Source organism: Sporolactobacillus caesalpiniae (assembly GCF_040513385.1).
Lineage (GTDB): Bacteria > Bacillota > Bacilli > Bacillales > Sporolactobacillaceae > Sporolactobacillus.
On sequence record NZ_JBEVCB010000001.1, the window covers coordinates 146501 to 160667 of the forward strand.

11 protein-coding genes are annotated in these 14167 nt (G+C 45.8%); 8 read left to right on the forward strand and 3 right to left on the reverse strand.

All coding sequences use genetic code 11. The annotated features are described in order from the left end of the window. The first annotated feature begins 15 nt into the window (after nt 1-15). On the forward strand, nt 16-1239 hold the full coding sequence (locus tag ABWW58_RS00685; RefSeq protein ID WP_445783408.1) for a multidrug efflux MFS transporter: 1224 nt from the start codon (nt 16-18) through the stop codon (nt 1237-1239). 44 nt (nt 1240-1283) lie between these two features. On the opposite strand, the gene ABWW58_RS00690 is transcribed toward ABWW58_RS00685, so the two are convergent. The 3 genes from ABWW58_RS00690 to ABWW58_RS00700 form a co-directional block, all read right to left on the reverse strand. Next, nucleotides 1284-2180: a YitT family protein gene (locus ABWW58_RS00690; RefSeq protein ID WP_353867384.1), complete on the reverse strand. Its 897-nt coding sequence runs from the start codon at nt 2178-2180 to the stop codon at nt 1284-1286. Between the two features lie 260 nt (nt 2181-2440). Then, nucleotides 2441-3679, reverse strand: coding sequence for a cation:proton antiporter (locus ABWW58_RS00695; protein WP_353867385.1), 1239 nt, complete (start codon nt 3677-3679; stop codon nt 2441-2443). Further along, nucleotides 3680-4180 (reverse strand): cation:proton antiporter regulatory subunit, encoded by a 501-nt coding sequence (locus tag ABWW58_RS00700; RefSeq protein ID WP_353867386.1) that lies wholly within the window; start codon nt 4178-4180, stop codon nt 3680-3682. Between the two features lie 761 nt (nt 4181-4941). On the opposite strand from ABWW58_RS00700, the gene ABWW58_RS00705 reads away from it, so the two are divergent. The 7 genes from ABWW58_RS00705 (at nt 4942) to copZ (ending at nt 14116) form a co-directional block, all read left to right on the forward strand. Further along, nucleotides 4942-5502, forward strand: coding sequence for a glycerol-3-phosphate responsive antiterminator (locus tag ABWW58_RS00705; RefSeq protein ID WP_353867387.1), 561 nt, complete (start codon nt 4942-4944; stop codon nt 5500-5502). Nucleotides 5503-5791: 289 nt separating this feature from the next. Next, complete coding sequence (locus ABWW58_RS00710; protein ID WP_353867388.1) at nt 5792-6634, forward strand: MIP/aquaporin family protein; 843 nt, start codon at nt 5792-5794, stop codon at nt 6632-6634. A gap of 34 nt (nt 6635-6668) precedes the next feature. Next, entirely contained in the window at nt 6669-8159 is a 1491-nt protein-coding gene (gene glpK, locus ABWW58_RS00715) for a glycerol kinase GlpK (RefSeq protein WP_353867389.1), read from the forward strand. A 155-nt stretch (nt 8160-8314) separates the two neighbouring features. Continuing rightward, nucleotides 8315-10000 carry a glycerol-3-phosphate dehydrogenase/oxidase gene (locus ABWW58_RS00720; protein ID WP_353867390.1) on the forward strand — a complete coding sequence of 562 codons (1686 nt, stop codon included), beginning with the start codon at nt 8315-8317 and terminating at the stop codon, nt 9998-10000. 1109 nt (nt 10001-11109) lie between these two features. Further along, nucleotides 11110-11460 (forward strand): metal-sensing transcriptional repressor, encoded by a 351-nt coding sequence (locus tag ABWW58_RS00725; RefSeq protein ID WP_353867391.1) that lies wholly within the window; start codon nt 11110-11112, stop codon nt 11458-11460. Between the two features lie 28 nt (nt 11461-11488). Then, the gene (locus ABWW58_RS00730) at nt 11489-13876 is read left to right on the forward strand and encodes a heavy metal translocating P-type ATPase (protein WP_353867392.1); all 2388 of its coding nucleotides are present in this window, start codon (nt 11489-11491) and stop codon (nt 13874-13876) included. A 30-nt stretch (nt 13877-13906) separates the two neighbouring features. Then, nucleotides 13907-14116, forward strand: coding sequence for a copper chaperone CopZ (gene copZ / locus ABWW58_RS00735; RefSeq protein WP_353867393.1), 210 nt, complete (start codon nt 13907-13909; stop codon nt 14114-14116). Nucleotides 14117-14167: the final 51 nt, after the last annotated feature.

The following is a 14167-nucleotide window of genomic DNA, read 5'->3' on the forward strand; positions in this document are numbered from 1 at the left end:
GTGTATTCTTTGGCTTTGCCACTTTGGAAGAAAAATTTATATGTTGTTTGGTTCGGGTCATTTGCAACTGCAGCAGGAATGAGCCAGATCATTCCGTTTCTGCCGCTTTACATTGAAAAACTAGGAATAACAGAAACGTCTGCTATTGAAAGCTGGTCAGGGCTGATTTTCGGAGCGACATTTTTTGTATCCGCATTTGTTTCCCCACTTTGGGGTCGGCTTGCCGATAAATACGGGCGTAAACCGATGTTGCTTCGAGCGAGCTTAGGCATGTGTCTTATCGTGTTCCTGATGGCTTTTGCACAGAATGTTTATCAGCTGTTTGGACTGCGTCTTATAATGGGTGTGGTTTCCGGGTATATTCCTGCTTCAATTATACTCGTTGCTACGCAGACACCGAAATCACATTCAGGCTGGGCCTTGGGTATGTTGTCCACAGGTGGGATCAGCGGTTCACTCATCGGTCCGCTGGTTGGTGGGCTACTTTCTGAGTATATGGGGATGCGACTTGTTTTTATTGATACCAGCTTTCTGCTCTTGTGTGCGTTTCTGGCATCCTTATTCTTTGTTAAGGAGAAGGTGGTTGTTTCGGAAAAGAAGCAGCCGTCCATCAAACAAGTTTGGGCAATGACGCCGCATGTCGGTTTGTTCTTAGCTATGTTCATTACCACTTTTATGGTACAGCTGGCCAATATGTCAATTCAGCCAATCATTACTGTGTATGTAAAGCTCCTCTCGCCTGGATCGGCACATCTTGAACTAACGAGTGGTGTTGTGGTTGCTGCTGCTGGATTAGCGAGTGTCATTGCCGCACCTATTCTCGGCAAATTATCCGACCGGATCGGGCCGCGACGCATCCTGCTTTACGCACTACTCTTCACCGGTGTGATCTTTATACCGCAGGCATTCGTCACCAATGCATGGCAACTGACGGTTTTGCGATTTATGCTTGGACTTGCAACTGCAGGTATTCTGCCGTCGATCAATACGATTGTTAAAAAGATGGCTCCGGCAGCAATAACCGGTCAATTGTTTGGTTACAACCAGTCGGCCCAATTTCTTGGTACATTGGGCGGCTCTTTACTTGGCGGACATATGGCTGCCGTTTACGGCATCAAATATGTGTTCTTTTCCACGAGTCTGCTCCTGTTCGTTAACGCGGGATGGGTGGTCGCCTCGGAAATGCTTGTGAAAAAAAAGGAAAGAAAAATCGAAGCCGCACGGAGCGGACTTCGATGATTTTAAATGATGAACTGAATGTAAAGAGGTGATGGCATCTACACTTAGTGGATGCTTCTTTTTTTAAACCGGCCGCCTTTAACATCGTGAATATCGCTGATCGCAAGGAATGCACTTTTATCGATCGAGTCAACAATATTCTTAACTTTTGCTTCTTCAAGTCGGCTGATTACAGTGAAAATGACGCTCTTATTATTTCCTGTATAAGCGCCTTCGCCGTTCAAATAGGTGACTCCGCGTCCAAGTCGGTCATTCAGCGCATCGCCAATCTCTTCATGCTGGTCGCTGATGATCCATACGGCTTTTGATGATTCAAGCCCTTCACTGGTAATGTCAATCATTTTAAATGCAACGAAGTAAGCGATAAGCGAATACATTGCATAGTTCCAGCCAAAAACAAATCCTGCTGATCCAAGAATGAAAATGTTGACGAAAAGCACAATTTCACCAACAGAAAATGGCGTTTTTTGGTTGAAAAGCACGGCAAGAATTTCTGTTCCGTCGGAAGATCCTCCATTACGGATAACCAGACCAACACCGATTCCCATAATGATGCCGCCGAAAACTGCCGCAAGCAATAAGTCGTTGGTGAACCGTGGAAGCGGCGTAAAGAGCGATGTGAGAAAAGCGAGAAGCGTTACGCCGCACGCAGAGGTGATTGTAAAAGTCTTTCCCATTTGCTTGTAACCAATGATGAAAAAAGGGATATTAATAATGACAAGAAACACACCAAGAGGAAAACCAGTAAGATGTTCCATCATAATTGATATACCGACAACGCCGCCATCGATAATTTTGTTCGGCACAAGAAATGCCTCAAGTGAAATGGCTTCAAAAGTAACACCAATTGCGATCAGTAACGCACGAATGACGTATTGATAAAATCTTAACCCTTTGTGCTTCTGTTTCGAGGGAGTACTGAGTTGTTCTGCTGCTTCCAATTGCGGACCACACCTCTCAAATTTAGATACTTGGTAATAAAAGTTTTGTCTTTTCTTCTTCAGTGTCCATGACGGTATTCGTGCGGTTGGGCAAAAAAACTGCGTCGATGAACAAATGAGAAGGTTGAGGAATAAAGCTTAACGTTATGTAAAACCGGCAGTGAGCAGTTGCCGGCAAAAGTTGATCATAGATCTATTATAAGAATAGTCGCAAGTAAAAATCAAAATATTCTGCTTATATACCCATACATGGGTGAGAATCAATGCTCTTGCTTCTTTTTTGCTGCAGTTTTGCTCGTTTGAACAGATACGGGCTGCCATTTGAACATTCTGTTCATTATAGTGAATATGTTTTTTGATTCTTTCGTCAAAATCGGCCCTAGAATTGCAAGAATTAAAACATATAAAGCGGAAAACGGCTGTAAGATCGGCATGAGTCCGCCAGCAATACCAAGGTTGGCCATTATGATTGAAAATTCGCCACGAGACACGATGGTCAGTCCAATGTTTGTTGAAGACTTATAGGAAAGTCCGGCAAACTTTCCTGCGATTAGCCCTGCCGCAAAATTTCCGATGATCGTGATTACTACCGCACCAAGTGTCATCCAAATTGCTCCGCCAAGTTTCGTGGGATCGATACTGAGCCCGAAGCTGAAGAAAAAAATCGCTCCGAAGAAATTGCGGAAAGGAATGACCAGATGCTCCATGCGCTCAGCCTGATTGGTTTCTGAATAGACAAGCCCAAGCAGAAGGGCACCGATCGCTTCGGCAACATGGATTGTTTCCGAAAATCCGGCAACGAAGAATAGCGATGCGAAAATCACAATAATAAAAATTTCATCAGACGAAATTTTGAGCCATTTGTTAAGCAGGGGAGCTGCTTTTCTTGCGATAATGAAAAACAGCAGCATGTACCCTAATGAGAGCAGGATCGAGAGCATCGTTCCGATCAGCGATTGCGATTTTCCAAGCACAAGTCCGGAGACGGCCGAAAGATAAACGGCAAGAAAGATATCCTCAAACATGATGATTCCCAAAATCAACTCGGTCTCCGAATTACCGGTACGCCGCAAATCAACCAGAACTTTGGCCACAATCGCACTTGATGAAACGGTGATGATCCCGGCGATAATCAATGTTTCCTTAAGCGGAAATCCTAGAACAATCGGGTAGAGAAGCCCTAGCGACAAGTTAATGCCAATATAGATGGAGCCGCCAATGAGTATTGATTTTCCCGATCGGATCAGTTTACTGGTGGAAAACTCCAAACCAAGGTAGAAAAGGAGAAAGAGAATGCCGATCCTCCCGAGAAATTCAATGAGCTCCGCACTATGAATGAATTTCAAGTTGATGATCCAAAAGTGAGGGGCGTGAGGACCAACAATCATACCAACGAGAATCAGGAAGGGAATAATGGAAAAATTGAGCCGATTTGCGATCAATGCCGCAATCGCGACAAGTACAAGAGCGGTACCGACTTCAAAGACTAAATGATCCATTTATTCCTCCTTTCCTCGAGAGAACAGTTCGTTAAATGCGCGCTTAAGATCGGTGCGTTCCCCCGAAACAACAAGCGTGTCTCCGGCGAGAACACGTGAGTCCACTCCCGGATTTAATTGTTTGGTCTGATCTTTGTGAATAATCCCGATCACGTTAATTTTATAATTCTGCCGCATGCCGACTTCGCCAATCGTTTTACCTGCGATCGGTGCATCGCCAAGCACTTTGTACCATTCGATGATTAGATCATTTAAGGCAACTTCCACAGTTTCCATCGCTTTCGGTTTATAAGCCATACCACCGATAATTGAGGCGAACTGGCGCGCCTCAGAGTCAGTGAAACTTACCGATGAAATGCATTCATCAGGATCATTTTCAGCGTAATGGTACACATCTCTGCGTCCGTCATCATGAATAACGACGACAACCCGCTCATTTTGATCTGTTGTTAGTACAAATTTTCTTCCGATACCTGGTAAATCAGTTTCTTTGATATTCATTAATTCGCTCCCTTCTTTACTAATGCTGAACTGTACTTCACTTAAAAGTATGTCCAACTAGCCAACCGGCATTAAAAAAATAATGATTTTGCATCGCTCAATTTCGCAAGCGCTTAATTTAATTGTATCGGAGCATGTGTCAACTGGTCAACCTTAGCATCTTAAACTTTTGTCTGAATAGTAAAAAATAGTATAATCTTGCTTATTTGAATGAATGTTCATTACTTTTTTTGTGCTTTTGAGCTATTGTAAGCGTTATACTATGTAAAATATGCTTTTGCATCTATTTTGAAATCAGGTTATGATCTTTGTGCAGAGAGTAATGGCAAAGCTTCGGGCGCTTGCTCAACGGATAATCGCTGGCATCCATTAAGGTTGACCCGTCAGTCGCGCGCTCAAACATTAATTAACGCTATCCTTGTTTATAAAACAGGCGATCCGTTAAAGGGACAAGATCAACTGATCTTAGTTCATCAAAGTTCGACTGACGGCTTCTGAAATGACGGGCTTGTTTTCCGAAGATCGACAGGGTTTGAGCAGGCGCAGAATAAGAAGCGGAGTCACTCTCTGTATGAATTGACTAACAGAGCCGATTTCTTAATTGGCAGCAACTCCCCCATACCTCCTCCTCGATTCAGCAAAAACAGCAGCGTTGGCTGCTATTTTTGCGTGCCCATTGATTTTTAGGGAGTAAGGAATTACGAAAAAATGCGATTAGCCACACAAACGATTAGGTCTTATTGGTGTAGGGAGGGAATTTAATGTTTCTTGATGGTCAAAAAGTGATTCCGGCGGCCAATAACATGAAAAGCTTTGAACGCTTACTTAGCGAGCCGTATCACAATCTAATCCTATTGGATAGTCGTCTTTCGCTGATCACAACGATGGTGCGGATGGGAAAACAAAATCATAAACACGTATTCGTTCATGCGGACTTAATTCAGGGATTGAAGAATGATTTGGCAGCCGCTGAGTTTGTGTGTCAAAGTATACGCCCGTACGGTATCATTTCGACACGCGGCAACATGCTGGAGATTGGAAAGAAGCGGGGACTTGTCACGGTTCAGCGGATGTTCTTACTTGATTCGCGCTCTATGGAGACAGGCTACCGCTTATTTGAGCAAGTACAACCGGATATGGTGGAACTTTTGCCCGGAATAATTCCAGAATTCATTCAAGAGATAAGCGGAAAAGTCCATGTTCCGGTGATTGCCGGCGGATTAATTCGAACGACATATGACGCGAAAAAGGCAATCAATGCTGGAGCCGCGGCAATATCTACTTCGAGGGCAGAGCTTTGGGATCAATCGCTATTGGGCTGATCATAGCACTGGTCTTCTTTATAAAAGGGACAACTAGTTTCAGATCAGGTAAAATGTGAACGAAATTTATATTTTTTGTGACAATTAATTGACAGCGCTTACACGTACGGCTACTATATAACTATCAAGTTAATGCTCTGCTACGGATACTGAGATTGGACCATCCACGCAAGATAACGAGCGTATCGGCGGCTCGTTGTCAGTTGTTGTGGATTTTTTTTGCTCTGAACGTGGCAGCTTTTTGTATCAATGGTTGACTTGAATACTAGGGAAAAGGGTGGTTGTTGTCATGTCGGGGTTTCTTGGCGAATTAATTGGCACAATGATATTAATCATACTCGGAGACGGTGTCTGTGCCGGTGTCAACTTGACGAAATCTTATGCAAAGAGCTCCGGATGGATCGTCATTACATTTGGTTGGGGATTAGCGGTGGCTATTGGTGCCTATGCGGTCGGCCAGTTCAGCGGCGCGCATTTAAATCCGGCACTCACCCTCGGACTTGCAGCGATTGGTGAGTTTCCGTGGAGCGAGGTGCCGATGTATCTCGCCGCGCAGATGATTGGCGGTTTTATCGGCGCATGTGTCGTTTATCTGCACTATCTGCCGCATTGGCGCGAGACCAAGGATCCAGCGGTGAAATTAGGAATTTTCTGCACCGGACCTGCAATCAAGCAAAATTGGTCAAATCTTCTGAGTGAACTAATTGGTACTTTTATTCTGGTCGTTGCGATTCTCGCGATCGGTGCGAATGAATTCGCTCATGGATTGAATCCGCTCATTGTCGGGTTTTTAATCGTTGTGATCGGTATGGCACTTGGCGGAACGACCGGTTATGCAATTAATCCGGCGCGAGATCTTGCGCCGCGACTCGCACATGCATTGCTTCCGATCAAGGGCAAAGGCGGATCAAACTGGGGATACGCATGGATTCCGGTTGTTGGTCCAATTATTGGCGGCGTATTTGGCGCCTTCTTCTATCAAACCTTTTTCCTTGGAAAAATGACTCCGGCCTTTTGGATTAGTTCAGCTATTCTATTCGTTATAATCATTGGCGCTCTTATTACTGAGAAGCAACATAAATTGATGGATTCAAACAAGGAAATCAGCGGTTCATTAGAAAATAATTACTAATTTTTATAGGTGAATTGAGAGGAGCTTTTTACTTATGGGAACATACATTATGGCGCTTGATGAAGGAACGACCAGTGTACGGTCGATGATTTTCGATGAACAAGGCAAGGTCGTACAAATAGCTCAAAAAGAATTCACCCAGTTCTTCCCGCAACCTGGGTGGGTAGAACAAGATGCGAATGAGATTTGGGGTTCGATCTTATCCGTGATCGCTGATTCCTTGCTTACCGCAGAAATCAACGCGAAAGAGATTGCCGGGATTGGTATCACCAATCAACGTGAGACAACGGTTGTATGGGATCGTCACACAGGTCACCCCATTTATCATGCGATTGTGTGGCAATCGAGACAGACAGCGGATATTTGCCGCGAACTCAAAGAGGCAGGGTATGAAAATACATTTCGGAACAAGACAGGTTTGGTACTGGATCCTTATTTTGCGGGAACTAAGGTCAAATGGATTCTGGACCATGTAGACGGTGCGCGTGAACGGGCAGAAAAAGGAGATCTGCTTTTTGGAACCATCGACACATGGCTTGTCTGGAAACTATCCGGCGGAAAGGCACATGTTACGGACTATTCGAATGCGTCCCGAACATTAATGTACAATATCTATGATTTGCAATGGGATGACGAACTGCTCGACATCTTAGACATTCCGAAGGCCATGCTTCCGGAAGTCCGCTCATCGTCCGAGATCTATGCCAATACGATTGATTACCACTTTTTCGGTGAAGAAGTGCCGATTGCCGGGATTGCCGGCGATCAGCAGTCCGCGCTCTTCGGCCAGGCATGTTATGACAAAGGTATGGTGAAAAATACGTACGGAACCGGCTGCTTCATGTTGATGAATACAGGCGAGCAGGCTGTCCGTTCGAAAAGCGGTTTACTGACGACAATCGCTTGGGGATTGAACGGCAAGATTACTTATGCGCTTGAAGGGAGCGTTTTCGTTGCCGGATCAGCGATACAGTGGCTTCGTGACGGCTTGCGCATGTTCCGTTATTCACAGGAAAGTGAAGAATACGCGCACCGTGTGGACTCAACTGAGGGGATGTATTTTGTTCCGGCCTTTGTCGGACTGGGGACGCCGTATTGGGATGCGGATGTTCGCGGAGCTGCCTTCGGGATCACGCGCGGCACAACTAAGGAACACTTTATTCGCGCGACACTTGAGTCGCTCGCTTACCGAACCAAGGATGTGCTTAATGCCATGGAGGAAGATTCCGGAATTACATTAAAAAAATTACGCGTGGACGGCGGCGCTTCAATGAACAACTTTCTGATGCAGTTTCAAAGCGATATCCTTGGTGTTGAAGTTGAACGACCGACAAGCAGTGAGACTACCGCTCTTGGTGCGGCCTATCTCGCCGGACTCGCCGTCGGTCTCTGGAAAAACGAGTCTGAGCTTGCGGAAGCATGGGAGGTAGGAAAGAAGTTCGAAGTGACAATGGAAGACGACGCGCGTAAAGAACTTTATCAAGGTTGGAAAAAGGCTGTAAACGCGGCAAGAGCCTTTAAATAGGGCACAAACAAGTTAATCAAAGGTCATGGGTGAATGAGAAGACCACGGTGCACAACCGGCCAATCAATGGATGGCGCGGAGGTGTATTTGTGGTCTTTTTCTATAGGAATGAAGCGCCGAATAGTGCATGTAATTTATAAAACGGAGGAATGAACATGATATTATCAACTGTTAATAGAAGCGAATACTTGGAAAGAATGGCCGGTGATCCACTGGATTTATTTATTATTGGAGGCGGAATTACAGGAGCGGGGATCGCTCTGGATGCAACAGTCCGCGGGTTAAAGGTCGGTTTGGTCGATATGCAGGATTTCGCCGGCGGCACATCAAGCAAGTCAACGAAGCTTGTGCATGGCGGATTGCGTTATTTGAAGCAATTTGAAGTGAAAATTGTTGCAGAGGTTGGCAAAGAGCGTGCTATCGTCTATGAAAATGCCCCTCATGTGACTGCGCCGGAAAAGATGATGCTGCCGATCTACAAAGGTGGTACCTTTGGCCGTTTTTCCACATCGCTTGGCTTGAAAGTCTATGATTTTCTCGCCGGTGTGAAAAGGGAAGAACGACGCGTGATGCTCAGCCGCAAAGAAACGTTGGCCAAAGAACCGTTGCTCAAAAAGGAAGGACTGAAGGGGAGCGGCTATTATGTGGAGTACCGGACGGATGACGCGCGGCTGACCATTGAGGTAATAAAAGAAGCATCAGAGCGAGGCGCGCTCGCTGTTAATTACGCAAAAGTGGACGATTTAATCTATAACCAGAAAAAATTGATCGGTGTGCGTGTTGTAGATCAGCTGACAAAAAAAGAATACGTCATTTTTGCGAAAAAGATCGTCAATGCGGCGGGTCCTTGGGTCGATACGATTCGTGAACAGGATCATTCCAAGAAAGGCAAGCACTTGCATTTGACTAAAGGTGTTCACATTGTGATCGATGGCAAACGATTCCCAATGAAACAGTCGGTATATTTTGATACAACGAATGGCGATAAGCGAATGCTTTTTGTCATTCCTCGCGAAGGAAAGGTGTACGCAGGAACCACAGATACTACGTATTCGCGTTGGCCGATTGATCCGAAACCCACAGCTGAAGACCGAGAGTACATTCTTGACGCGATTAACGGTATGTTTCCTTCTGCTCAACTTACCGCCGGCGATGTTGAATCGAGCTGGGCTGGTGTTCGTCCGCTGATTCAAGAAGAAGGAAAGTCACCTTCTGAGATTTCACGAAAGGATGAAATTTTCATTTCACGTTCAGGGTTAATCTCCATAGCAGGAGGAAAATTGACCGGCTATCGAAAAATGTCCGAACGCGTAGTTGATGAGGTGGCAGCGCAGCTTCATCATGAAACCGGCACGGTGTATTCAGCATGCCGGACCGCGCACATTGAATTGTCGGGCGGACACTTCGGCGGTTCGACGCACTATGCGACTTATATTCAGGAGCAAAAACAGATAGGAATCAGTCTTGGTTTGACAAAGGTGGAGGCGGAAGCACTTGTGAAGAAATATGGAACGAATATAGGCGAACTTTTCGGTTATATTCAGATGAATCAAGAAGAGGCGAAGAAGTATCAGCTGCCCCCTGCACTGCTGGCTACGGTTCACTACGCGTTGAATCATGAAATGATCCTTTCGCCTGTGGACTATTTTACGAGACGCTCCGGCATGACGCTGTTCTCCATTCAATCGGCGAGAAAGTGGGCCCAACCGGTGATGAATTATATGGCTGAGCAGTTACAGTGGTCGGATCAGCAAAAGAAAGGATATGCGCACGAATTGGAAGCCTCTTTCAGAGAAGCGTCACAGTATGAGTCAACCGTGTCTGAAACGGAGGGGGTATAAAATCGTCTTTCTGACCTGTTGAAAAATCTGCTAACCTGCTAAATAAATCGCTCACCTGTTGAATAACGAGCTAACCTGCTAAATAAAACGCTCACCTGTTGAATAATCGTCTAACCTGCTAAATAAAACGCTCACCTGTTGAATAATCGTCTAACCTGCTAAATAAATCGTATCCGCAATGAAATTTGAGAGGAGCTTGTTTGGATTTCGAATCGGTGAAAAGGCTGGCACAACTTCGTAAATGAAGGTGCGCCTTTTTTTGTTCTAAGTAAAGTAAGTTTATCGTTTTGCCTTGCCGGTATGACGATAAGGTCATAAGATTCGGTTGGGCGATCAGGTTAGCTCCCCATCTGAGAATTAGGCGGAAAAATTCCGCTTATTTAGAAAATAAACGAGAAAATAGCTTAAATAGACGGAGAAATTCCGCTTATCGAATCGAAAAACATGAAAATGGAGGGTTTTTCTGTGCATAAGCGGAAAAATTACCCTTATGTACCCGTGAAACAAGCGCCAGGATGCATATAACCGGAAAATCTCCGCTTATTTTATTCCGCGATAAGTCACCGCATCCTGCGGAAGTAAGGACCAGGCGCTCTTTGCCCGTTTTTTCTAACAGGTAAAGAAAGTTAATTATTTTGTACATTTTCAAACCAATAGACCAGTGTCTTGGACGAGAATCAAAGCGGAGGTACGAGGGCGCTTGCGGGATTAGCGTTGCCGGCGAGACCCCGCAGATTTCTGCCTGTTTGAGGAGGCTTGCGGTGCGCCCGCGACAAGCGAGTAACCGAAGCGACGATACAGCACCGAAAAGACACAAAACCATCACACATGGCTGGAGATTAAGGACCGGGCTGTGCCCGGTTTTCCTAACAGGTTTAGAAAGTATGTGATTTTTGGTCATGCAAAAGACAGTGCATTAAACGCGCAGGCGAAGTGTTGTTCAAGCAAAAAAGATTGATGGATCAAATCCGAGTGCAGAGTGACCACAAAGGACTTTGCCCGGTTTTTCTAACTTTTTTGAGTGACTGTTTGCACAGTTTGTTTTTTGAAAACGAATCATTTGATTTAATACCCCCATAGGGTATAATGTGGACTGGGGAGGCGATTTCATGGAAGAACAAACAAATGAGTGCACATGCAGCGAGAAATCTTCCGCTTGTGCGGATGTGTCCGCTAACCGTGCGCCGCTGGTACCGCGAACTTCTGAAGAAAAAAGGAAGATAATGAATCGCCTGAAGCGAGTAGAGGGGCAAGTACGCGGCATCGAAAAGATGATTGAGGATGATCGTTATTGCGTCGATATCCTGATTCAGCTTTCTGCCGTGCAGGCCGCCTTGCAAAAAATCGGTTTTTCTGTACTTGAACGTCATACGAAGTCATGCGTTGCTAAAGCTATTGAAGAAGGACATGGGGAAGAACAGATTAATGAGTTGCTTAAGGTCCTAAAGCATTTTAAATAGATGGTGCGAAGAAGGAAGGGAAGACGGTATGAAGAAGATTGCTCATATAGGTATTACCGGCATGACTTGTGCCGCCTGCTCCAATCGAATTGAGCGTGGGCTAAACCGGATGGATGGTGTGTCCGCAAATGTGAACTTAGCGATGGAGAAGGCAAAGGTTGACTATGACGATGAACAAATTAAACCAAATGATATTATCGAGAAAATAGAAAAACTTGGTTATAGGGTAACAAGCGAGCGCATGAATCTTGCAATTACAGGAATGACTTGCGCAGCTTGTGCTGCTCGAATTGAAAAGGGTCTGAATCGTTTGCCGGGCATCAAGTCCGCAAATGTGAATTTGGCGACCGAATCGGCGACCGTTCACTATCGGCCGGGATTCATTGAACCTGAAGATGTGTTCGAAAAGGTACACAAGCTTGGCTATAAAGCAGCGCTGAAAAACGACACGCCCGATGAAATGAAAAATCAAGAGATACGTGGAAAACGGAATAAGCTGATCTTGTCCGCAGTATTATCTCTGCCTTTGCTCCTGACCATGGTGACACATCTTCCATTCTATCATGGTCCCGTTCCAATGCTGCTGATGAATCCGTGGATTCAGCTCGCATTGGCCAGTGTGGTTCAATTTTACATTGGCTGGTCATTTTACAACGGCGGCGCGCGGGCGTTAATCAATAAAAGCGCGAATATGGATGTACTGGTTGCACTAGGGACAAGCGCCGCTTATTTTTACAGCGTTGTTGAAACACTTCGCTATCAATTTGCGGGTGTACATCATCCGGATCTTTATTTTGAGACAAGTGCGGTGTTGATTACGCTCGTTCTGCTCGGCAAATATATGGAGACGCGCGCGAAGCGTCAGACCACAGCAGCGATCTCGGAATTAATGGATTTACAGGCAAAAGAAGCCAGCCGGATCGTGAACGGCACGGAAGAGCTTGTGTCCATTGATCGAGTTGAGGTTGGCGATCTGCTTCGTGTCAGACCGGGTGAAAAAATTCCGGTAGACGGCGTGCTTGTTGAGGGAGAATCTGCGGTCGATGAATCGATGATCACTGGAGAATCGTTACCAATAGTTAAACGTCCTGAAGACAAGTTGATCGGAGCAACGGTGAATACGACCGGATCATTTATAATGAAAGCCGAAAAGGTAGGCAAGGATACAGCATTGGCGGGAATTGTGCGTATTGTTGAAGAAGCGCAGGGATCGAAAGCGCCGATTCAGCGACTTGCAGATAGCATTTCAGGCGTCTTTGTACCGATTGTGATTGTCATTGCCGTCTTCGTCTTTGCCGTTTGGCTTGCCGCAATTCAACCGGGTCAATGGAATGCGGCACTTGCTGCGGCAATTAGTGTTCTGGTCATCGCTTGTCCCTGTGCATTAGGACTCGCGACGCCAACATCGATTATGGTTGGCACCGGAAAAGCAGCCGAACATGGGATTCTCTTTAAGGGCGGCGAATTTTTGGAGACAACGCAAAATTTACAATCCGTTATGTTTGATAAAACGGGGACGATCACCAATGGAAAACCGGAAGTCACCGATATCGTTTTATTCGGCGACTGGGACAAAAACGCAGTGCTAAGATGTGCAGCTGCCGCAGAACGCGCCAGTGAACATCCTCTGGCAAGAGCTATTGTTGCGGCTTACCCAAATGCCGATTTACCAGACGTTGATCATTTTGAGACACTTACCGGATTGGGTATTACAGCTTCGATATCTGGCAATCAAGTTTTGATCGGCACACGAAGACTGATGAAACAGAACGACATTAGTATTCACCAGGCATTGGATGACAGCCTAAATCTGGAATCGGATGGCAAGACGGTCATGTTTGTTGCTGTAGGAGGAAAACTTCAAGCCGTGATCGCTGTCGCGGATACGATAAAAGAATCGTCTGTCTCCGCGATTGAAGCACTGAAAGCACGTGGAATCAGTGTCTACATGGTTACCGGCGACAATCGGCGAACAGCGGAGGCTATTGCGAAAAGGGTCGGTATTGATCATGTGTTTGCTGAAGTACTGCCGGAAGATAAGGCGAAAAAAGTTCAGGAGTTGCAGAGCCAAGGGCTTAGCGTGGCAATGGTTGGCGATGGGATTAATGACGCTCCTGCTCTAGCTGTGGCCGATATTGGTATGGCGATCGGCACTGGTGCTGATGTCGCGATAGAAGCGGCAGATATTACACTTGTCGGCGGTGAACTGATGCATGTTTCTAAGGCACTTGATTTGAGTAAGAAAACGATGCGCAACATTCGGCAGAATCTGTTCTGGGCGCTCTTTTATAACACGGTTGGTATTCCGGTTGCCGCGCTAGGCTTACTCGCACCTTGGGTGGCAGGTGCGGCTATGGCATTCAGCTCTGTATCCGTGGTCGCAAACAGTTTGCGGCTCAAACGGATGAAAGTTTAACCTGATCATTCTTTTGAGGAGGTGAGAAACATGGCTGAACGCACATTGGAAGTCAAAGGAATGAGCTGCGGTCATTGCAAAATGGCGGTGAGCGGCGCTTTGAAGGAATTGGAAGGTGTCTCTGCAGTAGAAGTAGATTTGGCAAATGGCAAAGTAGATGTCTCCTATGATGAGGCAAAGGTTGGCTTCGATCAGATGAAGGATGCTGTCGAAGATCAAGGCTATGATGTCGTGAACTAAATAGATTAGTTAAAACACCGGACGGGTTTACTCGTCCGGTGTTTTGCATAA